The following is a 22,366-nucleotide window of genomic DNA, read 5'->3' on the forward strand; positions in this document are numbered from 1 at the left end:
TTTCTCCTGGATTCCCCCTCACCACAACCTATAAACCGGGACTGAAGACTCATATACACCCTCCCACTCCCCGTCCGCCGTCCTATAGAGGCGTCCTCGCATCTCAACTAAAATCCCCCATTGACTTATCCAGTTTATTGCAGTAAACTAAGCCTATAATAGTTTATCACAATAAACTGAGGAGGCCGGAAATGACGGATTTGAAACTGTACGATGCAGAATTTAAGTTTATGAACATTGTGTGGGAGGTGGAGCCTATTAACTCCAGGGAGCTCTCCGTTATCTGCGGGGAGCGACTGGGATGGAAGCGGCCTACTACCTACACGGTCATCCGTAAACTCTCCGAACGCGGTTTTATCAAAAATGAGAATGCCACGGTGACAGCTCTTGTGAAAAGGGAACAGGTGCAGAAATACGAGGCCGAGATGCTGCTTGAAAAGGCGTTTGGCGGCTCCCTCCCCTCTTTTGTCGCGGCGTTCCTGAAAGATAAATCCCTGAACGATAAGGAGACGGATGTTCTTTTAAAAATGATAGAGGAGGCGAAAGAATGAATCATCTTCTGATTACCGTACTCAACATGAGCATTACGGCCGGAATTGCTGCTATCGCCGTCATGCTGGTTCGGATTCTCCTGAAAAATGCACCGAAACTGTTTTCCTATTCCCTGTGGGCCGTCGTATTTCTGCGCCTCCTCTGTCCCTTCAGTTTTGAAAGCGCGGCCAGTTTCATGCCGGTCAACCGCGAATTGATACCGCCGGTGACGGTCACAGAGGGGAATCCACAGATTAACAGCGGACTTACGGCCATTGACACTACGGTAAACCGGCTGCTCGGACATACCGGGCCTGAATCCGGGGATATTCCCAATGCACCTGAAGCAGACAGGGCCATTTCACCGCTGCAGACTGTTCTTACAGGAGCCGCATATGTCTGGCTCTTTGGCACTGCCGTGATTCTGGTTTATTCGGCTGCCGCCTATATCCGCCTGAAACGCAGGATCTACGATGCAACCCTTGTATATGACAATATCTTTGAAACGGATAAGATATCCACCGCCTTTGTGCTTGGCTTAATCCGTCCCAGAATCTATGTCCCCTCGGAACTGGGGCAGGAACAATTGGACTGTGTCCTGGCGCATGAGCGGGTGCATATCAGACGGCGGGATTACGTGTTAAAGTTTCTTGCCTTTCTGGCACTCACCGTTCACTGGTTTAACCCTCTTGTATGGGTCAGTTACCGGCTTATGTCAGAAGATATGGAAATGTCATGTGACGAGGCTGTCCTGCGCACGGCGGACAGCGATATCCGCCGGATTTACTCCACGTCACTCGTCAGCCTGTACGCCCGTAAGCCGGGACTTTTAAGTCCTCTTGCCTTTGGAGGCGGCAGTATCCGCTATATGAAAGAGAGGATAAAGAACGTGTTAAATTTTAAAAAGACATCCCGTATGGCTGCCGCAGCCTATACCCTGGCGGCAGCGCTGTTTACCGCAGGCTTTGTCACAAGCCCGGTCAGCGCCGCACTTCCATTAGAAAAACCGAAACCTGGTGAAGATGTGAAACAGACCTCTTATAACTACAAGAGCCGCACGGACAGCCTGATGGAAAATTTCAGGCAGTATGCCTCCTACGGCGTGACCTATGACCCGGAGCAGGACGCAGTTTACTATAATGGCCGGAGGGTAAAGCTTTTCGTATCATTCCAGGACCATGGAAATGAAAAGAATTCCTATTCCTTTGATTTATGCTACCACGATCGCGGCGCCGACAGCATGCTGTGTCTCGAAGCCGTCCGGGACCAGAACGGCAATCTTACAGGAATAAGGGAGCTGGATAAAACAATTGCAGATGAACTGCTGGACAATATGGAGGACATCACCCCCGGATGGGACAAAAAGGAATGGGAGAAAGAAGATACGGGTTACCCCGGACGCCCCGGTGACGGAATCCCCTATATTACAATGGACGGCACGCAGATACTTGACGCGGCCGGAATCAGAGGAAGCGATATAAGAAAAGACAGCGTTGGCGAAAATGTCAAAGACTGGATACAACAGTGTGATAAAAACCAGGGCGCCTATCTGATGAAGGTTCCGTCATCGCACGGTAACACCTTCTATGTCTATTATAACGGAGGAGGACGCTATCCCTGGAGCATGGAAACGGCCAACGGGGACAGCCGGAAAATCACTGTCAATATGTACAGCGGGAGCGATCTGGTGACAGAGGACGGCTATTTTCTGATGCGCCTCACTACTACGGAGGACGATCCGGAAATCAGTCTGTATCTGGACGGGATGGGGATAGAATTCCGTTAGAATACTGCCGGAAGGAACGGAACAGAATTCTGGAAAGCAGTGGAGAAGAAATAGAAACAATTCACTCGGTTTTAACGCCTAAAAAGCCCCGCTGAAGATTTGATTCTCAGCGGGACTTTGCAACTATTCATCTAAAAAAATCACTCTCCCCGGTTTTTAAATATTTTAATGAGGCTCGCTATTAATGTATAAGAAGCAAAAAGAGTTACAATAGCAAAGAGCCCCAAATAAGGGCCATTCAAATCACATGTTATCGCAGTTCTTACGCCAGTAATGGTTATTACAGCCGCAAAAAAAAGCCAAATCACAAGAGACGAAAGGAATTTTTTATTCATAAAAACCTCCTCAATGACTTCCGGTTAGCGTATTTTTCTCTTCTGCAAAAGCTTTTACCACATCCTCTTTATTTTATTCCGCTTACCTTTTCTTTTTTAAATACTGATATACCATCGTTATGATTTTTGAACGGAATATGCATACCGTAATCAATGCTGTGATAACGAAGAGAATCATTATAATATCTTGCCAAACACTCATTATTTGTCTATCCTTTCTACCAGAAGAAACCCAAAATTGGTATGCCTATTATGACAATGCTATTTTATTTCTAATTTGTTTTTACAGTTACTTTTCCCTTTTTAATGCTTGCACTTGTTGTCATTTAAAAGCTGCCGATATTCGCTACCAGTCCAGCAGTTCATTCATTGACAACTTCCCCTTTTTTAATCATATCAGAAAAAGGGGATTTGTCCACATTTTATTTACTCATGCGTTTGTCCTGACTGTAAATTGAAATCCAGCCCTTTCAATTTACAGTTGAGGGGTAAGAAAAACAGAAGGGAAATATGCGTTGGAGGTAAAAATAATCGAAGGGATTCACAATGGGCATTACTGTATCGTCGATAAGGCGGATTTTGTAATAAAAAATCGGAAAATATGAGCGAGCATTAAGCACTAAAGCAGCCAACTAAGTCAGCAAGTCTATTTTAAATGCCCCAAAATCAGCAATAGTAAGTCCATGAGAAAAGCAAAGAGAAGATACCGGCGAAACCCTCCGCCGGTATCATAAAAATCCAAAATTTACACCTTTAACTTGACAAACCCACTGTTCCCCGACGGGGACTCATTTCACCTTTATATCATCGCATCCGTATAACAGCCGATTTTATTTAACCGCCAGCATCTCAATATATCCCCTGCTGCCGATCGGTTCCAGCTGGATTCTGGGATTTTCATCATCCCACGCATATCCGGTCACAGAGAGATTATATCTTCTGATTGCCTCCTTAACCTCATCGATGGCCACACAGTAGTCTTCCTCTGCAAACGGTTCCCCCTGGAACATCATATACTTTGCCGCGGGCAGATCAAGTACCTCAAACCCCTCCGGAACGATGCCATCATAACCGTAAGACACTTCCACACCCTGTACATACTCCGAAGTTCCCGGTTTTATAAACCGATGCGGCAGCCACATGCAGACAGGCTCTCCGCTGATTGATTTGATACTCTGGAGCAGCCCCCAGACATCACAGCCAACCTCCTCACAGTAGGCAAAATAATCATTTGCCTTGACGCCCCTCTTAATGATGACCTTACGGGCCGGTTTCTCAATTACCTGGATGAATACGTTCTTTAAGTTTTCCATATCCGTTCTCCTTTCAATATTCCTGAACTTCACACCATATGGAGTAAAGAGATACAAAGGAACCGGATTTAATGCATATTCCCGCGGATTACAGCCGAACTCCCGCAGAAATGCCCTCTGGTATCCGTCCACACTGCCAAATCCCATCTCAAAAGCCACATCTGCAATCCGGCATGAGTCGTCCCGGAGCTTAAACGCCGACCTCGACAGACGCATCCTGCGGATGTAATCGGCCGGTGTGATTCCAACCTGCTGTGTAAACAGGCGGTAGGAATACCACGGCGAAAACAGGGAAACACGGGATAACTCCGCCAGTGTGATATTCTCCGTCAGATGCTCCCCGATATAATCCTGCATTCTCTGGACCGCTTCAATCTGTTCCTGCATGTCTCTCACCTCCTTACTTGTGCATTATAGGATAAACAGAAAAATATGGCTCGACTATTTTTGCCGCCTTTCCTTCCGCCTCTTCGGCACTTTTCTCCCAGCCTCTGTTCGCAGCGGAAAAGAGCATAGAAAACCTTTCTCCGTTAAATCAAGAAAACAGATACCACAACTTCCCCGGTATCTGTTTTCCGTCTATTTTCCGTCTGTCTTCCGTAAAAACCAGTTATTCATTACTGTTCACGATAACAGCTATTCTTCAAAATCTTCCCGAACCACTTCCCACGCCGCATCCACGCTGAAATGATCCTTAATATACTCCTGTGTCCGCGCGCAAAGTTCACAAAGCCGCTTCTCATCGCCGTAAAGCTCCGTCACCGCCTTCGCAAAATCCTCCGGTTTGTCTTCCACAAGCAGCACGTCCTCCACACCCGGAATACCCTCGCTGCCCACGGAAGTAGTCACAATGGGAGCTCCATTATAAATAGCCTCGACCACCTTGCCCTTCACGCCCGCGCCGTACCGGAGCGGCACAACGACGATCCGGCAGTTCCGGTAAAGCTCTGACAGCTCTTCCTCGGAGACAAATCCCTTAACGATAATTCCGCTGCCCGGCTGTTCCAGCGCCTTTATCTCCTCGGTCACCCGGGAGCCTACAACGTAGAAATTCACGTCCAGTTTTTCCCTTATCATCGGGAAAACCTCTTTTGCAAACCACAGCACCGCATCCGCATTCGGCGGGTGGGCAAATCCTCCGACAAACAGAAGGCCTTCCCTCTTTGCAAAGTCCATATTCAGGTTTTCCAGGAAGGTATCGTACACATAAGCCGTAATTGCCTTCACATTAATTGTCTCATCCACGTCGTGGATGGCCTCTTCCTCCACAACCGACGGGTAATAGGAAACGGCCGCCTTATGCATCAGCGTGAACTCGATGGATTTCCAGTATTCGGAATCCCTCTTTTTCTGCAGGTCACCGGTCAGTTCATATTCCCTGAATTCTCTCAGAAAATGGAGATCGTGGCCATAGTAAATAATCTTGATACCGGTATGTTCCGCAATATAATCCACATATTTTGTAGCAATATGGGGGCGGTTCAGATAGGCGACGTTTATCTCTTTCCCATTCTTATTAAACCAGTCCCAGATACCGGTCAGATATTCCTGCCCGTAAAGGACCTCGATGCCCATCTGCTGTAAGACCGTTGTGTAAGGTTCTTCATGGAGGTAATTGTCCCCCACGAACTTCACCACGTACCCCTTTTTCAAAAACATCTTCAGGTACTGGAATGTGGTTTTGGAACCGGCGTCCTTGTCAAACGTCGGGACATAGTGATCCACCACCAGGATGACGGGTTTTCCCATACTTCTCTCCCGCGCGCGGAATGGGTTCGGGCTGCCGGTGTTGACACACTGTTTTTGAAACTCCTCTTTCCATTTTTCCTTCAGTTTCTCACTGTTTTCCACCTGATACCGTTTCAGGCCCTCGCCGTTTACATCCGTTCCATTGCTGACTCCTTCAAAATGGATTACCTTTGAGAGCGGCTGATAAACCACTCTGTATCCGGCTTTTCTGACCTCAAAGGCCAGATCCGAATCCTCACAGTAGGCCGGTGCATAGCGCTCGTCAAAACCGCCAATCCGTTTCCACAGTTCATTGGACAGAAGGATGGCGGCGCCCGAAATATAATCCACATCTTTCACATAGTTATATTCCGCCTTATCGGGATTGTCCAGGCGGCCGTAATTCCATCCGGAACCGTCACTCCAGATAATCCCTCCGGCCTCCTGGAGGCGGCCGTCTGGATAAACCAGCTTGGAACCGACCATTCCGATGGAAGGATCCGACTGAATCAGATTTACGAGAGAACTGAGCCAGCCCTCCGTCACCTGCGTATCGTTATTTAAAAACATCACATAACGGCCTCTTGCCGATTTAGCCGCATTGTTACAGTTCCTTAAAAATCCCTGATTGGTTTCATTCCTGCAAATCGTGATATTTGAGACAAACTCTCCCAGATGCTCCGTAGCATCGCTTGAAACGTCATCGGCTATCAGGATTTCATAGCTCACATCCTTCGTATGTTCCAGAATGGAGGCCAGACAGAGATAGGTATAGTGGATCTGGTTGTACACCGGAATAATAATCGATACCTCCGGGTTTTCCTCCGCAGGAAAATTAAGTTTTCCGTACTGAAGGTACTCCTCACCGATTTCAAAATCTCCCTTAATTCTGTTCTTCCCTTCCTCCGACGTATACATTCCGATGGATCGGACCGGATGAAGCAGCGTATTTTTCCAGTATCCCAGAATCTTGCGTTTCCTGGTTCCCTTCGGGTAAGCTCTGTTGAATGCCTGTCCTAGTTTTCTTCTGATTTTAAATATGACTGCCTCGTGGCGGTTTAAATAGGTCAGGGTTTTCCCCATCTCTCCGATCTCACGGCGCAGATCGGCGATGATCACTTCCAGGTTTGCCACATGGTTATTCGTCAGGCGCTGAACCTCCTGCACTTTTTTAAGCGCGGTGTCCTTCTCGGAAATCTCCGCCCGAAGCTGGCTTAACCGTTCCCTGGCGCGTTCCAGTTCCCCATCCACCTGCTTAAGCTCGGTGAGCGTCTTCGTCTTCACCATAAAATCTTCCTGGTATGTCCTCTGGTTCTCCCCATGGACGTACTCCTGGAAACTGCGCTCCATCTTCTCATAAAGGACAAGCAGCTTCTCCTCAACGCCGAATTCTTTTAAAAATGAGGCCTGATCCCCAAATTTTTCACGAATGATACTCTGATACTGTCTGTAAAAATAGTGGAGCGTCCTGTACTTCACAAAACCGGCCGGGACCGGAAACAGAAATACCCACTCATAGTCAAGGGCATAGACCCCCTCCTCCGTCACCAGCATATTTTCAAACAGGGCGTCAATGTTGGAGGCGGCATAGGCCGGTCCCTTCTCTTCCACCTCCACCGGTTCGCCCGCCGATGCGAACACCTCTTTAAATTCCGGCGTCACATGGAAATCCGAGATGAATTCCGGCTTGATATCATAGAGCAGTTCCATTCCTCTTTTCACGGCGGCAACGATATCGCCCGAGGCCAGTTCTTCACCCAGAATCTCCGCCATCGTCCTGCCCTGCAGATAATCGAAGCGGGCGGTCCATCCGTCTTCGAACACCTCCGGCTTCACCAGCTTCATGCTCCCATTCTGGCTGGTCAAAAGATTATATTTTTCATCAAACGAGCGGATATGTGGAATTCCCTCCTCACAGAGGGCGGTCTTCTCGACAAAGCGCGTTCCGTTCTCTTCCAGAATCTGTGTCTTGATCTGAAATTTCTCCTGCCTCGTCCTGTTGTATTTAACAAACCTTAACTCTGACACGGTGTCTATTCTCCTTTTTCATTGTTACGGGTGCCCGGCATCCTGCCGTCGTTCCTGTTTGCTCCGTGTACAGGAACCTGCCGGCTCCCCTCGGTCCATATCACGAGAAAAGAATTCGCGAAATTCTCAAACTGGCCGTCCTCACAGACGGCGTCGTATGCGGCTCCCACGTCCATCAGCAGATATTCCGGATAATCGTAGAGTGCCAGCATTCCGGTCAAATCGCCCTTTTTCGGCAGATACCATTCGGAATAGATGGAAGAGGGAAGACGGTAATCCGGCATTGGATAATAGAATCTTCCTCCCTCCAGACAGTTCTCCAGTTTCCGCTTCGTCACGCTCACCGCGTCCCTCTCTGCACCGGCAAAATACTTGAGGCCAAACTGGTTGCAGGCCGCAAGAATCAGTGTTCCGCCCGGCGCCAGAAGCTGTCTGGCCGCGCGAATCTGCCCGTCGAGCGGATCTTTCTCTCCCGCCCGGCTTTCCGCGTGCAGAGAACCTATTACCGTCACATAGGCAAACCTGCCGTGATTCTCAGGGTTTTCGGCATAAGACTCCAGACTGCCGCATTCCAGCCTGAGTCCTGAATTTTCCTGATATCTGGTTTTTACCACGGAAAGGCTCTCCTCCGACTCGTCGAGTACCGTCACATTCCCCGTCCTCTTTAAAAACAGCCCGGTCAGCGCGCCGAAATCGGCCCCCACCTGAAGGAGCGGTCCGCCCTCTTTAAAATCATACCACTCCAGGAGATTTTCCCGAAGCGGAGCCAGCGCATAGAGGTAATCCAGACGTTTATTTTCCTTTAAAGCCCTCTTTATATCTAAGCCCGTGTCCGTCGTATATTTATCTATCAGACTCAGGATCTCACCGTTCAGGCTCTTTTTCGTTTTCCTGTTTTTCGTTATGTTCGCACTATTGTTCAAATTCTCCATCTTAAGGGTCTCCTTACACATCGGCGTCCACAAGCACCGCTTCCACTTCCGGTTCCATATCGTAGACTCCAACCGTGTTCTTATTGGAAATCACAGTGATGTTCACCACGTCGTAAAGCCGGTGGTACACTACGTGCTCCCCGTTTTCAAAACCGGTGCAGCTCATGGACAGCAGATACTCTCCGCCCTGAAGCGTCATCTTCTGCGTAAACGCCACCTCATAAACATCGCCTTTTTTGACCGGCTTTATATCGGTTCCTTCAAACAGGGTATTGGTGCCGGTCAGGTCGTTGCCCTTCTTGTCCTTGATCGTATAGGTAAAAATAGGAGCCTGTATGGCATCGTTAAACCGGATCTTCTCCTTGATTGTAAACGATTCCCCCTTCAAAAGGAGGTTTGTGATATTGCCTCTCTGGTCGATCAGGCCCATATCAAATATTTCCGCCCTTCCGTCTCCGTATTCCTCGCGGTTTAAATTGACCGTCAGTTTGTTCCGCATAAGAGAAGGGCCGGACGCCTTGTCTGCGGAAGCCGAATCTTCTCCCGCTTCCCCGCCGCCCATCTCGGCCAGCACAACCTTTTCACCGGAAAAATCGCTTATCTGTGCAAGTTCCTCCCGCAGCGCCTCCATCTGGCCTGCCAGGATTTTCTTGTACATATCCACCATCTTGCCCGCGGAACCCTCGGCGATAAATTCACCTCTGTTTAACAGGACTACCTTATCACAGTATTTGATAATACTGCCCATATCATGGGTAACCATGACGATTGTCGTCCCGTTTTTCCTGATCTCGTCCATCCTCCGGTAACACTTGGACTGGAAGAAAACATCGCCGACCGACAGGGCCTCGTCCACAATCAGAATCTCCGGCTCCACGTTAATCGCCAGTGCAAAAGCCAGCCGCACGAACATACCGCTGGAATACGTCTTTACCGGCTGGTAAACGAAATCGCCGATGTCGGCAAATTCCAGGATATCCTGAAGCTTGGCCTCCATCTCTTTTCTGGAAAATCCCATCATCGTTCCGTTCATATAGATGTTTTCAATTCCGGTATAATCCATGTTAAAACCGGCTCCCAGTTCCAGTAGGGCCGATATCGTGCCATCCACCTTCACCTGGCCCGACGTCGGCGTCAGGACTCCGGTTATAATTTTTAATATCGTGGATTTACCGGAACCGTTCGTTCCGATGATTCCGATTGTCTGTCCCTTTTCCACGGAAAAAGAAATGTCGCTGAGGGCATAGAAGTCCTTATGATACTCCTTATGACCGATATTCAGCGATTCCTTCAGACGGTCAATGGGTTTTTCATACAGCCGGTAAATTTTTGTTACATCTTTTATTTCAATTGCGTATTCTGCAGCCATTGTTTCCTCCAAAAAATGCGTATAATCGTTTGTATTATAACATATTCTTCCCTTTTTTCATACTGTCAAAAAGCTTAAGGGAAATTTAGTTGAGATGCGAGGACGCCTCTGTGAGACGGCGGACGGGGGAGTGGGAGGGTGTATATGAGTCTTCAGTCCCGGTTTTTAGGTTGTGGCGAGGGGGAATCCGGAGAAACACTTTCCTGCGGGGACACGCTCCCGCTTGTGAAGCGCACAGCGGATGCTAAGCTCGTGAGGGACCTCGCTAAGCACCGGCGGGCTTCAAGGTCACCCTTCGGAAAGTGTTTCTCCTCCTTCCCCCGGGCAGGTTGTCGACGGGACTGAAGACCCAGGGAAGGTTGTTGCCCCGTCCGCCGGCTTACAGGGGCTGATTGTCTCTTTCGTCAAGTGGGGAGGGTATTGTCGCGGGCACTATGTAGCCGTAGTTTTGCTGAAAAGTTTGGAATTTCATATAGAAATGTTTCAGTTTAAACAGATGATAAAACCGGAACAGATTTCTGGAAATTTTTGTCTTATTTTAAAATGTTCTGTCATATCCGCTCGAAAGGTTGTACACTTAGAGGTAGGATGCATAATATGTATATGCAATTTGCAATTTATGAACCTATAATGATCGTGTCTGCTAACATGCAGAGTACAACAATGCCATTTACTGCAAATTGCATGAATCAGGAAAAAGGGGGAGTAATTATGTTTTGTAAAAGATGTGGGGCACAACTGCCCGAAGGCGCAGGCACGTGTCCGCAATGCGGCCAGCAGATGGTCATCCCGGAAAATCCTTCCACACCGGCAGATCAGCCAACCGTCTGCGAAGAGAGGCACGACGAGTTTTCAGCGGCCGCGGCCGCCCGCAAATTAAGCGTATGGTGCTGGCTGGCGATTGCCTCATTGGCATGCGGCTGTTTTACGCTCTACAAGGGAATTGACAAAATGATGCGCTACAACGACGGGGACCATTACCCCTATGAACCCGCGAACGCTTATGTCGGCGGGGATGCCTATAATTACATCATCAACGGCAATTATGCTACGGCGTTTTTTGTTTTGACGGCCATGTTCGTTCTGGCGGCTGTCGGCCTTCTGATTGTGCACTATTTGGCAGAAGCAAAGGAAAATAAATAAATGTTTTGCAGCAGATGTGGAATTATACTGCACTCTAAAAGCCGCAGCCGCCTTCCTCATTTTCTGAGGAAAGCGGCTGCGGCTTTTTATTGTCAATCCAGCGCCTCTTTCAGCACATGCATCATCCGATCCGCGTCAATCGGCTTTGCTATATGGGCGTTCATTCCGCTCTCTTCGGCCCGTTCAACGTCCTCGCTGAATGCATTTGCCGTCATTGCCACGATCGGCACCGTCAGGCTGTCCGGACGCCCGGATGCCCGAATCTCCCGGCAGGCGTCGTAGCCGTTCATCACCGGCATCAGAATATCCATCAGAATTATATCGAAAAATCCCGGTTCCATCTTCAGGTACAGCTCCACCGCCTCCCGGCCGTTGACGGCTTTCATGCTTTTCATTCCGGCCATGGATAAAAACGTTTCCGCTATTTCCGCGTTTAATTCATTGTCCTCCACCAGCAGACACTGTTTTCCACAAAGGCAGTTCATGATTTCCTCCGATTTGAATACGGAGCCGGTGCCCTCCTCTTTTTCACGGAGCACCATCGTCCGGGAGGTCAGGGGCAGCACAAGTTCCACGCGGAATACGGATCCCTTGCCGGGACTGCTCTCCACCCCGATATGTCCTCCCATCAATTCCACCAGGTTCTTTGTAATAGCCATTCCCAGACCGGTTCCCTTATAGCTGGAACGGCCGGAATCATTTTCCTGGGTAAATGGTTCAAAAATATGTTTCTGGAACTCTTCCGACATTCCCACGCCCGTATCGGATATCACGAACCGGTACCGTCCTTTTCCCTCCCTGTCACAGGGCAGCTCTGAGGCCTCCACCGTGATTCTGCCGCCATCGGGAGTGCATTTCACCGCATTGCTCAGAATATTCATGATAATCTGGCTGATACGGACCGGATCTCCCAAAACGGTGTCATGGGTGATATTTTCACAATGGACCGTCAGGGACAGCCTCTTTTCTTCCGCCTTTTTTTCCACCAGCATCCGGTTGGACTCAATCAGCTCCGTCAAGGAAACCGCCTGGCTTGCCAGCTCGATCTTCTGGGCCTCAATCTTGGACATATCGAGGACATCGTTAATAATTCCCAGAAGCAGCCTGGAAGACACATCGATTTTCGTCAGGCAGTCCGTCACACACTTCCCGTCACTTATATTTTCCTGGGCGATTCTGGCCATTCCGGTGATGGCATTCATCGGCGTCCTGATATCATGGGACACGTTGGAAAGAAAGCTGCTCTTAGCCCGGTTCGCAGCCTCGGCGGCGTCGCGGGCGGAGACGATCTCCATATACTGGGCCTTGTCGAGCCTGTAGGTGTACAGATTGAAATAAATAAGCGTCAGGGCCACCAGCACCAGGCTCAGACCGCACTGCAGCAGTACCTCGTCCAGTTTTCCTCTGACCGACGCCTCTATCACCTCCGACGGCACCATAAAGAGCTGATAGCCGTCCATGCTCTCAAACGGCAGCACGCTGAGACAGTATTCCCTGTGCTCATCCTTCACCCATGTCGTGGTGCCGTGTCCCTGTATGGCGGACTCCGTCATTTTCGGCAGCTTGTTTTTATCGGAAAACTTCAAGCCCGAAAAGTATTCTTCCACCGTCCCGTAATCCTTTTCTTCCGTCTCTTTCCCCGCAAAATGCATAAAGGTATTTCCATATCCATCCGCGAGGACAACTGTTGCGTCCCCGTCATAGAGTTCCTTATTCAGGCTGTCATATAACGACGTATTGCTGTAGGCCATAGCCAGCGCTGCTACCCTGAAACCGGCCACCTCATACGGTTCCACCGGAATGCTCACGAAAACGGCATCCTCCGAATCATTAAAAAGCCCTACCCTGAATATTTCTTCCTTTTTCTCCAGGAGGAGCTTCAGATCTGCGGACTTTTGAATTTTTTCCCTTTTCCCGCCTTTTCCCGCTGCATATCCTTCTTCGTCTATCAGGTAAATTCCAAACAGGTTGTTGTCGGCCGCGCTTCTCCCCAGATAAACGGAAAGTTCCTCCGCACTCATCTGGTTAAACATCCTGAGTGTCTCGCTGACATTGCGCAGCATGCTCCTGTTATCCGCAAACCGCATATCATACACCATGCAGTTCTGCTGTGCCACTCTCCTCAGGTTGCTGGCGCTCATGTTTCTTGTAATATTTTTATACGCATAGAAAAGAAGAAATCCCGATACAAAAATACAGGCTACCGATATGATTGTTCTCAGGGCTGCTCTTCTGCCGATGCCCGGTTTCTCCACTGTAACTCCCCTTTTTATATTATCTGATTGTTCCCGCAGGTATCATGTTCGCTACGCGCACATTATACTATATTCACTTTGTGAATACGTGTCTCCGACGGAACTTAGCGCCCGTATTTCTGCGGTAGACGCAGAAAACGGTATGCGCAGGTATAATGTTCGCTACGCGCACATTATACCATACCTTTACACGCAGAAGAAGAGAATTTTACATTAAAATGTTAAAATAGAATAGTAATGTCAGAAATCTCCCCCGATGCTCCTCACATGGTAATCACAACAAGGTACGGATACAGAAAATACGATGATTTATGCCGTATAATTTCTCTTTTCTTGACATTTCTTTCATTTTATGCAAGAATCAGGTTACTGCCATGCTGTAACACAATCAGTGAAAAGGAGAGTGATTTATATGGATTTTTTAACAATGACAATCGGAAAACAGAAAAATATAGCTTTAATCGCACATGACAATAAAAAGAAGGATCTTATCAACTGGTGCGAGGAGAATAAGGAGATCCTGAAAAAACATTTCCTGTGCGGGACAGGCACTACCGCCAGGATGATCACGGACTGTACCGCCCTGCCGGTGAAGGGCTACAACAGCGGCCCTCTCGGTGGCGACCAGCAGATTGGCGCCAAGATTGTTGAGGGACAGATTGATTTTATCATCTTCTTCTCCGACCCCCTGACCGCCCAGCCCCACGACCCGGACGTCAAGGCGCTGCTCAGAATTGCGCAGGTTTATGATATTCCCATCGCCAATAATAAGGCAACCGCGGATTTTATGATTACATCCAGCCTGATGAATCAGGAATATGAGCATGACATTATCAATTTCCACCAGAATATCAAGCAGAGGGCGGAAACACTGTAGGTTCCTGTTGATCGGCCGTTCCCGCTGTGGTAGAATCAAAACTGCCCGGAGCGTGCAGAGGGCGGGAATGAATTTTGAAACACGCTCCAGACAGGACACGACACAAAGGAGGACACGGACTATGAAACAGCGCAATATTGCGGTATGTATTTTACTGCTGTTTGTAACGTGCGGCATCTATGGAATTTACTGGATGATTGTACTGAATGACGAGACAAATGCCCTTTCCGGCAGAATGGGGACAAGCGGAGGAATGGTTTTTCTGTTTTCCCTGCTGACCTGCGGAATTTATGCCTACTACTGGATGTACCAGATGGGAAATGCCGTTGAGATGATTCATGACCAGCACGGCGAACCAAGGGGAAGCGCGCCGGTGATTTATCTGCTTCTCAGCCTGTTCGGACTGAGCATCGTAGCTTATGCTCTTTTACAGAATGAGCTGAATAAATATCTTCCAAATGCATAAACGTTTGCGGAAACTGTGCATCGGAATCGGCTGGCTCCTCGGAGCCGGCCTGTTTTATATCTTCTTATGCACTCTGGCGGGACGTCCCCTGATCCCCTGCCTGTTCCATGAAGTCACAGGGCTTTACTGCCCCGGCTGCGGTGTAAGCCGCATGTGCCTCGCCCTCTTCCGTCTCGACTTTAAAACGGCACTCCGGGCCAATCCGGTTATACTCCTGCTGCTTCCCGCGGGCCTTGTAATCGCTCTGCAGATGGCGGTCCGGTATGTGAAAACAGGAAAACGCCTTCCGACCCGCGCCCAGACCATCGTTATCTATTTTATGATTGGTATTCTCCTGCTCTTCGGGCTGCTCCGCAACCTGCCCGGAACTGCACGTTTTTTCCCCTCTCCGTAAAAGGAGGATAAAGTTACCGTTCACCCGGGATGTATCCCGCGAGGCGTTTTTGCCGTTTCTGTGCATCGCGAAGCGGTTACTTTTCGCTGCACTGCCGTCTTTCTGGCAGGGAGTGAAAAGTAACACAGGATAAAATCGAACCGTTAAGAGGTTAAAAAAAGCAATTGACAAATCATTTCAAACATAGTATATTGTACAAAAATAATTCACTAATTCATTAGCTTAAACCAATGAAGCGGAGATCAAAGTAATTATGCGCGCACAGAGAGTCCGGGATGCTGAGAACCGGATCGAACTGCAGATTGCCAAATGGACCGCCGAGGGCACAGTCAAAGGCTTTATACCGCCGAGTACTCTGTGACGTGGGGCATACGTCAGTTGCCGGAGATATGTCAGTATCTCGCAAAGCGCATGGAGAGATCCATGAATCAAGGTGGCACCGCGGAACTTATATCCGTCCTTGACAGAAACCATTATTCTGTCATGGGCGGATTTTTTATTGAGTGGCAATGAAAAGTTTGCGAAGCGTGCTTTTCGTTGTTTTCTTAAAGGTACAGCCTGCCAGTAAAAATCTCCCGACAGAGCCGGTTAAATGAGACAATACACCAAAATGAGACCGAACACCAGGTAAATAAGACAGGAGGTTTTATATGTACCCAACACTGGAAGACTTAAAAAAAATCGCTGAGAGCGGCTCCTACCGCCGCATCCCCGTCGCCCGCGAAGTTTACTCCGACCGGTTCACTCCGGTGGAAGTGATGAGAACGCTGAGAGCGGCAAGCCGTCACTGCTATCTTCTGGAAAGCGCCGAGGACAATCAGAAATGGGGCCGTTATTCCTTTCTCGGCTACTCCCCCAGTCTGGAACTGACCTGCAAAAACGGGGTTCTCCGGGTGCGGCGCGGAGAGGAGGACGAACTGACCGAAGAGACCACGACCGGCACCATCCATCCGGGCGAAGCCATCCGCCGCATCCTGGACGATTACAAAAGCCCGAAATTAGAAAACATGCCGCCGTTTACAGGCGGTCTCGTAGGATATTTTTCCTACGACTACATCAAATATGCCGAACCGTCCCTCAATACAAGCGGACTCAAAAACGACGATTTCTGCGATGTGGATTTGATGCTCTTCGACCGGGTCATCGTTTTCGACCACTATAAACAAAAGCTGATCCTGATTGCAGGCGTCGATCCCTCGGACCCGGACCGCTCCTACCTCGATGCCTCCGAAAAACTGGATGAGATAGAAAAACTTCTGGGCAGTGAAGCCAAGGCCGTTTTCAAACCTCTGAAACTGAAAGAAGAGCTGACCCCCGCCTTTTCCAAAAAAGAATACTGCCGGATGGTGGAAAAAGCCAGACACTACATCCACGAAGGCGATATCTTCCAGGTGGTTCTCTCCGACCCGCTCACTGCGGCGGCGGAAGGCAGCCTCTTTGACACCTACCGGGTACTGCGCACCACGAATCCTTCCCCGTATATGTTCTATTTCTCCAGTGACGACGTAGAAATCGCAGGCGCCTCTCCGGAAACGCTGGCAAAGCTGGAAAATGAAACACTCTTTAACTTCCCGCTGGCCGGAACGCGCCCCCGCGGCAGGAATACCGTGGAGGATCAGGCTCTTGAACGCGAACTGCTGGCCGATACGAAGGAACTGGCGGAACACAACATGCTCGTGGATCTGGGAAGAAATGACCTCGGCAGGGTATGCAGTCTCGGCACGGTAAATGTTTTAAAATACTGTACCATTGAGAGGTTCTCCCATGTCATGCACATCGGTTCCACCGTATCGGGAACAATCCGGAAGGATAAAGACGCCGTGGACGCCATTGACTCTATTTTACCGGCAGGCACCTTATCCGGAGCCCCGAAACTGCGGGCCTGTGAGATTATCGGTGAACTGGAGGGCAGAAAGAGGGGAATCTACGGCGGCGCCATCGGCTATCTGGACTTTACGGGCAATATGGACACCTGTATCGCCATCCGCCTGGCCTATAAGAAGAACGGGCGCGTATGTGTCCAGTCGGGAGCCGGAATCGTGGCGGACAGTGTCCCGGAACGTGAATTTGAAGAGTGCTGCAACAAAGCAAAAGCCGTAGTAAACGCATTGAAAGCGGCGGAAGGAGGTCTCTTATGATTTTGCTGATAGATAATTACGACAGTTTTGTCTATAACCTGTACCAGTTGATTGGCAGCATCAACCCCGACATAAAGGTGGTCAGAAACGATGCCTGCACCCTAGATGAAATAGAGGCCATGGCCCCCGAAGCAATTGTCATTTCACCCGGTCCGGGACGCCCGGAGGATGCCGGTATCATCCTGAACGTGATCGAACATTTCACCGGGAAAATCCCGATTCTGGGCGTCTGCCTCGGCCATCAGGCCATCTGCAGCGCGCTGGGAGGCGTTGTCACTTATGCAAAGGAACTGATGCACGGGAAAACATCGATGATAGACACAGATCCGGACAGCGTTCTGTTCCGGGGAATGAATCCGCCGGTCCAGGTAGCCAGATATCACTCCCTGGCCGCATCGGAAAAGTATCTTCCCGACTGCCTGCGCATCACGGCCCGCGCCGCAGACGGCGAAATCATGGCCGTGGAACACAGGGAATATCCCGTTTACGGCGTCCAGTTTCATCCGGAATCCATCATGACCCCGCAGGGTAAAAAGATGATAGAGAACTTCCTATGCAGTCTTTAACCGGGGGATTTTTAAATACATAATTTTCAGGAGGTAAAAACTATGATCCGCGAAGCAATTATCAAACTTTCCACAAAAGAGAACCTGTCCTACGAGGAAGCAAAACAGGTTATGAATGAAATAATGGAAGGTCAGGCCAGCCAGGTACAGATGGCCGCTTACCTGACCGCCCTCTCCATCAAAGGAGAAACGATCGACGAAATCACCGCATCGGCCGCAGGGATGCGCGCCCACTGTATTAAACTCCTTCACGATATGGATGTCCTGGAAATCGTCGGGACGGGAGGAGACGGAGCCAACTCCTTTAACATCTCCACCACCTCCGCCCTGGTCATCGCGGCCGGCGGCGTGCCGGTGGCAAAACACGGCAACAGGGCCGCATCATCAAAATCCGGCGCGGCCGACGTTCTGGAAGCGCTGGGAGTCAAAATCGACATTACGCCGGAGCAGAGCGCAGAACTTTTAAAGAAAATCGGAATCTGTTTCCTGTTTGCCCAGAACTACCACATCGCCATGAAATATGTAGCTCCTATCCGCAAGGAACTGAGCATCCGCACCGTATTCAATATTCTCGGCCCCCTCTCCAACCCGGCCGGAGCCAACATGGAACTGATGGGCGTTTACGAGCAGGCGCTGGTGGAACCGCTGGCACAGGTAATGGCAAAGCTGGGCGTCTCAAGGGGTATGGTCGTATACGGACAGGATAAACTCGACGAGATTTCCATGAGTTCCGCAACATCGGTCTGCGAAATCCGCGACGGCTGGTTCCAGTCCTACGAGATTACGCCGGAACAGTTCGGTTACACCCGCTGCGCCAAGGAAGAGCTGGCAGGCGGCACCCCGGAGGAAAACGCGGCAATCACCAGAGCCATCTTAAGCGGGGAGGAAAGAGGCCCCAAACGCTGTGCCGTCTGCCTGAACGCCGGCGCCGCCCTCTATGTGACGGGAAGGACGGAAACACTTGAAGACGGAGTGCGGCTGGCCGAACGTCTGATTGACAACGGGGACGCGCTTAAGAAGCTGGAAGAATTTATACGTGAGAGCAACCGCTGAGGAACAGACGTATCCGGGAGAGAAATAAATGAATGAAAATATTCTTGCTGCCATAGCAGAAAAGACAAGAGAACGAATCAAAGAGGAACGGAAACATCTTCCCCTGTTTGATATAAGAAGTAAAGCCGAAACCATGGCCGCATTCGGCTCCGCCAAAACGGACCGTCCCACCTTCCGTCAGGCCCTGGCCGCACCGGGAATGTCGTTTATCTGTGAAGTCAAGAAAGCTTCCCCCTCAAAGGGCGTGATTGCAGAGGACTTCCCTTATTTAGACATTGCAAAGGAATATGAAGCCGCAGGCGCGTCGGCCATTTCCTGTCTGACCGAGCCCTTTTATTTTCAGGGAAGCGACGCGTATTTGAGTCAGATTTCCGGCTCCGTAAATATCCCTGTTTTGAAAAAAGATTTCACCGTTGACGAATACATGATTTACCAGGCCAGAATTTGCGGCGCGTCGGCCATCCTGCTGATCTGCGCCATCCTGGATGATGATCGTCTTAAAAGCTATATGGAGCTTGCCTCTTCCCTCCGGCTCGATGTGCTGACCGAAGCGCACGACGAGGAAGAGGTCATGAGGGCCGTCCGTGCCGGAGCCTCCATCATCGGAGTTAATAACCGGGATTTGAAAACATTCCAGGTGGATCTGAACAACAGCATCCGCCTCCGCTCCCTCGTCCCTCCGGAAATCCTTTTTGTTTCCGAGAGCGGCATCCGGACGGCGGCAGATATTCAAAAACTCCATGATAATGGCACCGATGCCGTTCTGATAGGTGAAACGCTGATGCGCTCTCCCGATAAAAAAGCCATGCTAAATGAGCTGAAAGGAGTTTCCGGGTGACAAAAATCAAAATTTGCGGTCTCACTCGCCCCATTGACATCGACTGGGTAAATGAGGCGCAGCCGGACTACTGCGGTTTTATCATCAATGTACCAAAAAGCAGAAGAAACATCACCCCCGCGGCTCTTCGCAGCCTCCGTTCCCGGCTCAGTAAATCCATTGTCCCGGCCGGTGTCTTTGTAGATGAACCGCAGGACACCATCATAAGTCTTGTCCGCGACCATACACTGGGAGCCGTCCAGCTTCACGGCTCCGAGGATGAAACTTACATATCAGACCTGAAGAAAGAAATAGATGTGCCGGTCATCAAGGCATTCAGAGTCACCTCCCCGGAATCGCTCCGGCAGGCCGAAAAAAGCAGCGCCGATTTAGTCCTTTTAGATAACGGCGGCGGAGGCACGGGACTCACCTTTGACTGGACACTTCTAAAAAACATTAAAAGACCATACTTTCTCGCAGGAGGGCTTGGCCCGTACAACCTGGAGGAAGCAGTAAAAACGGTCCGTCCCTGGGGCGTTGATATGAGCAGCGGCGTGGAGACGGGCGGTATAAAGGACAAAGAGAAAATTCTGGCGGCGGTTGCCGCAGTAAGGAGAATAAAACTATGACAAACGGAAGATTTGGCATTCACGGCGGCCAGTATATGCCGGAAACCCTGATGAATGCGGTGATCGAATTAGAAGAGGCCTATAACCATTATAAAGATGATCCCCAGTTCAACCGGGAGCTGACCGACCTCCTCAATGACTATGCGGGCAGGCCGTCGCGTCTCTACTACGCAAGGAGGATGACGGAGGATCTGGGCGGAGCCAAAATCTACCTGAAAAGGGAGGATTTAAACCACACCGGCGCCCACAAGATTAACAATGTGCTGGGCCAGGTTCTTCTGGCGAAAAAGATGGGCAAAACAAGGGTGATCGCCGAAACGGGAGCCGGACAGCACGGAGTTGCCACCGCCACCGCGGCCGCTCTGATGGATTTGGAATGCGAGGTTTACATGGGGAAAGAGGACACGGAGCGCCAGGCGCTGAATGTCTACCGGATGCGTCTCCTGGGCGCCAAGGTCCATGCCGTGACAAGCGGAACCGGAACCCTCAAGGATGCGGTGTCGGAAACCATGCGCGAATGGACCAGCCGGATCGAAGATACCCATTACGTCCTCGGTTCCTGCATGGGACCTCACCCCTTCCCCACCATCGTCCGCGATTTCCAGGCAGTCATTTCAAAGGAAATCAGGGAACAGATCTTGGAACTGGAGGGAAAACTGCCCGACGCCGTTATGGCCTGTGTCGGGGGCGGCTCCAATGCGATCGGTACATTCTATAATTTTATCGGTGACGAGAGCGTCCGTCTCATCGGCTGCGAGGCCGCGGGGCGCGGTGTAAATACCGCCGAAACGGCCGCCACTATTGCCACGGGCAGACTCGGCATCTTCCACGGCATGAAGTCTTATTTCTGTCAGGACGAATACGGCCAGATCGCACCGGTCTATTCTATTTCCGCCGGCCTGGACTATCCGGGCATCGGACCGGAGCACGCTTACCTCCACGACCTCGGACGCGCCGAATATGTGCCCGTTACCGATGACGAGGCGGTCGATGCATTTGAATACCTGTCACGGCTGGAGGGAATCATCCCGGCCATTGAGAGCGCCCACGCGGTCGCCCATGCCAGGAAAATTGCCCCGTCCATGGGCAAAGAACAGATTATTGTCATCACACTTTCAGGCCGCGGCGATAAGGACTGCGCCGCAATCGCACGTTACAGAGGGGAGGATCTCCATGAATAAAATTACCATAAAGGATGCATTTGCAGCCGGAAAAGCATTTATCCCATTTATCACCTGCGGCGATCCGTCGCTCGACATCACCGAACAGTTAGTTTACGCAATGGAAGAAGCCGGAGCCGATTTAATCGAGCTGGGTATCCCATTCTCCGATCCGACGGCCGAGGGGCCCGTCATTCAGAACGCCAACGAACGCGCCCTGGCCGGAGGCGTCACCACGGATAAAATATTTGAGATGGTATCACGTATCCGTGAAAAGACTTCCATTCCCCTGTTATTTATGACCTATGCCAACGTGGTGTTTTCCTACGGAACGGAGCGTTTCGTGCGCACCGCCTCGGAAATCGGCATGAACGGTCTCATTCTTCCGGACGTTCCCTTTGAGGAAAAAGAAGAATTTGACAAGGTCTGCAAAAAATACGGAATGGAGCTGGTTTCCCTGATCGCCCCCACCTCCCACGCCCGGATCGCCAGAATTGCCGCAGAAGCCAGCGGTTTCGTCTACTGCGTCTCCTCCCTGGGCGTAACCGGAGTCCGCACCAGTATCACCACGGATGTCGGTGCAATGGTAAAGCTCGTAAAACAGGCAAAAGATATCCCCTGCGCCATCGGGTTCGGAATTTCCACTCCGGAACAGGCAAAAAACATGGCCGTCAAGGCGGACGGCGTGATTGTGGGAAGCGCGATTGTGAAGCTCTGTAAACAGTATGGGGAAGAGTGTGTTCCGTATGTGAAAGAGTATGTGAAGGAAATGAAGGACGCCATAAGGGGGATTAATTGAGGAATGAGAACGCCGCCGGGACGGTCGGGGTTCGGGATGGTGAGGGG

At 50.3% G+C, this 22,366-nt stretch carries 19 protein-coding genes; 13 read left to right on the top strand and 6 right to left on the bottom strand.

Annotation, left to right across the window (positions count from 1 at the left end; translation table 11 throughout):
• The first annotated feature begins 191 nt into the window (after positions 1-191).
• Both QZT18_RS20260 and QZT18_RS20265 read left to right on the top strand, forming a co-directional pair.
• Positions 192-551 carry a BlaI/MecI/CopY family transcriptional regulator gene (locus QZT18_RS20260; protein WP_294150876.1) on the top strand — a complete coding sequence of 120 codons (360 nt, stop codon included), beginning with the start codon at positions 192-194 and terminating at the stop codon, positions 549-551.
• Complete coding sequence (locus tag QZT18_RS20265) at positions 548-2,317, top strand: M56 family metallopeptidase (RefSeq protein ID WP_294150879.1); 1,770 nt, start codon at positions 548-550, stop codon at positions 2,315-2,317. The genes QZT18_RS20260 and QZT18_RS20265 overlap by 4 nt, the downstream gene beginning before the upstream one ends.
• Positions 2,318-2,457: 140 nt before the next feature.
• Here the strand turns inward: QZT18_RS20265 and QZT18_RS20270 are convergent, their stop codons facing one another.
• The 5 genes from QZT18_RS20270 to QZT18_RS20290 form a co-directional block, all read right to left on the bottom strand.
• The gene (locus QZT18_RS20270; RefSeq protein ID WP_294150881.1) at positions 2,458-2,652 is read right to left on the bottom strand and encodes a hypothetical protein; all 195 of its coding nucleotides are present in this window, start codon (positions 2,650-2,652) and stop codon (positions 2,458-2,460) included.
• Between the two features lie 830 nt (positions 2,653-3,482).
• Positions 3,483-4,352 (bottom strand): AraC family transcriptional regulator, encoded by an 870-nt coding sequence (locus tag QZT18_RS20275; RefSeq protein ID WP_294150883.1) that lies wholly within the window; start codon positions 4,350-4,352, stop codon positions 3,483-3,485.
• Positions 4,353-4,601: 249 nt separating this feature from the next.
• A complete protein-coding gene (locus QZT18_RS20280) occupies positions 4,602-7,721 on the bottom strand; it encodes a glycosyltransferase (RefSeq protein WP_294150885.1) in 3,120 nt (1,039 codons plus the stop codon).
• 5 nt (positions 7,722-7,726) lie between these two features.
• Positions 7,727-8,653, bottom strand: a complete 927-nt coding sequence (locus QZT18_RS20285) for a class I SAM-dependent methyltransferase (protein WP_294150888.1) — start codon at positions 8,651-8,653, stop codon at positions 7,727-7,729.
• Positions 8,654-8,666: 13 nt separating this feature from the next.
• Complete coding sequence (locus QZT18_RS20290; protein ID WP_294150889.1) at positions 8,667-10,022, bottom strand: ABC transporter ATP-binding protein; 1,356 nt, start codon at positions 10,020-10,022, stop codon at positions 8,667-8,669.
• Positions 10,023-10,733: 711 nt separating this feature from the next.
• Here QZT18_RS20290 and QZT18_RS20295 point away from each other — a divergent pair.
• Complete coding sequence (locus QZT18_RS20295) at positions 10,734-11,165, top strand: zinc ribbon domain-containing protein (RefSeq protein WP_294150890.1); 432 nt, start codon at positions 10,734-10,736, stop codon at positions 11,163-11,165.
• 92 nt (positions 11,166-11,257) lie between these two features.
• Here the strand turns inward: QZT18_RS20295 and QZT18_RS20300 are convergent, their stop codons facing one another.
• Positions 11,258-13,420 (bottom strand): hybrid sensor histidine kinase/response regulator, encoded by a 2,163-nt coding sequence (locus tag QZT18_RS20300; RefSeq protein WP_294150892.1) that lies wholly within the window; start codon positions 13,418-13,420, stop codon positions 11,258-11,260.
• Positions 13,421-13,832: 412 nt separating this feature from the next.
• Between QZT18_RS20300 and QZT18_RS20305 the strand changes: the two genes are divergently transcribed.
• The 10 genes from QZT18_RS20305 to trpA all read left to right on the top strand — a co-directional run bounded on the left by QZT18_RS20305 (position 13,833) and on the right by trpA (position 22,319).
• On the top strand, positions 13,833-14,297 hold the full coding sequence (locus tag QZT18_RS20305; RefSeq protein ID WP_294150894.1) for a methylglyoxal synthase: 465 nt from the start codon (positions 13,833-13,835) through the stop codon (positions 14,295-14,297).
• 121 nt (positions 14,298-14,418) lie between these two features.
• Positions 14,419-14,763, top strand: coding sequence for a DUF4234 domain-containing protein (locus QZT18_RS20310; RefSeq protein ID WP_294150896.1), 345 nt, complete (start codon positions 14,419-14,421; stop codon positions 14,761-14,763).
• Complete coding sequence (locus QZT18_RS20315; protein ID WP_294150898.1) at positions 14,756-15,157, top strand: DUF2752 domain-containing protein; 402 nt, start codon at positions 14,756-14,758, stop codon at positions 15,155-15,157. The genes QZT18_RS20310 and QZT18_RS20315 overlap by 8 nt, the downstream gene beginning before the upstream one ends.
• A 650-nt stretch (positions 15,158-15,807) precedes the next feature.
• A complete protein-coding gene (gene trpE, locus QZT18_RS20320; RefSeq protein ID WP_294150900.1) occupies positions 15,808-17,295 on the top strand; it encodes an anthranilate synthase component I in 1,488 nt (495 codons plus the stop codon).
• Complete coding sequence (locus QZT18_RS20325; protein ID WP_294150902.1) at positions 17,292-17,861, top strand: aminodeoxychorismate/anthranilate synthase component II; 570 nt, start codon at positions 17,292-17,294, stop codon at positions 17,859-17,861. Before trpE ends, QZT18_RS20325 begins: the two co-directional genes overlap by 4 nt.
• 42 nt (positions 17,862-17,903) lie before the next feature.
• The gene (trpD, locus tag QZT18_RS20330) at positions 17,904-18,914 is read left to right on the top strand and encodes an anthranilate phosphoribosyltransferase (protein ID WP_294150904.1); all 1,011 of its coding nucleotides are present in this window, start codon (positions 17,904-17,906) and stop codon (positions 18,912-18,914) included.
• A 28-nt stretch (positions 18,915-18,942) separates the two neighbouring features.
• Positions 18,943-19,752, top strand: a complete 810-nt coding sequence (trpC, locus tag QZT18_RS20335) for an indole-3-glycerol phosphate synthase TrpC (RefSeq protein WP_294150905.1) — start codon at positions 18,943-18,945, stop codon at positions 19,750-19,752.
• On the top strand, positions 19,749-20,360 hold the full coding sequence (locus QZT18_RS20340; protein ID WP_294150907.1) for a phosphoribosylanthranilate isomerase: 612 nt from the start codon (positions 19,749-19,751) through the stop codon (positions 20,358-20,360). The genes trpC and QZT18_RS20340 overlap by 4 nt, the downstream gene beginning before the upstream one ends.
• The gene (gene trpB / locus QZT18_RS20345; protein ID WP_294150908.1) at positions 20,357-21,541 is read left to right on the top strand and encodes a tryptophan synthase subunit beta; all 1,185 of its coding nucleotides are present in this window, start codon (positions 20,357-20,359) and stop codon (positions 21,539-21,541) included. Before QZT18_RS20340 ends, trpB begins: the two co-directional genes overlap by 4 nt.
• Positions 21,534-22,319: a tryptophan synthase subunit alpha gene (gene trpA, locus QZT18_RS20350; protein ID WP_294150911.1), complete on the top strand. Its 786-nt coding sequence runs from the start codon at positions 21,534-21,536 to the stop codon at positions 22,317-22,319. The genes trpB and trpA overlap by 8 nt, the downstream gene beginning before the upstream one ends.
• Positions 22,320-22,366: the final 47 nt, after the last annotated feature.

Source organism: uncultured Clostridium sp. (assembly GCF_900547735.1).
Lineage (GTDB): Bacteria > Bacillota > Clostridia > Lachnospirales > Lachnospiraceae > Otoolea.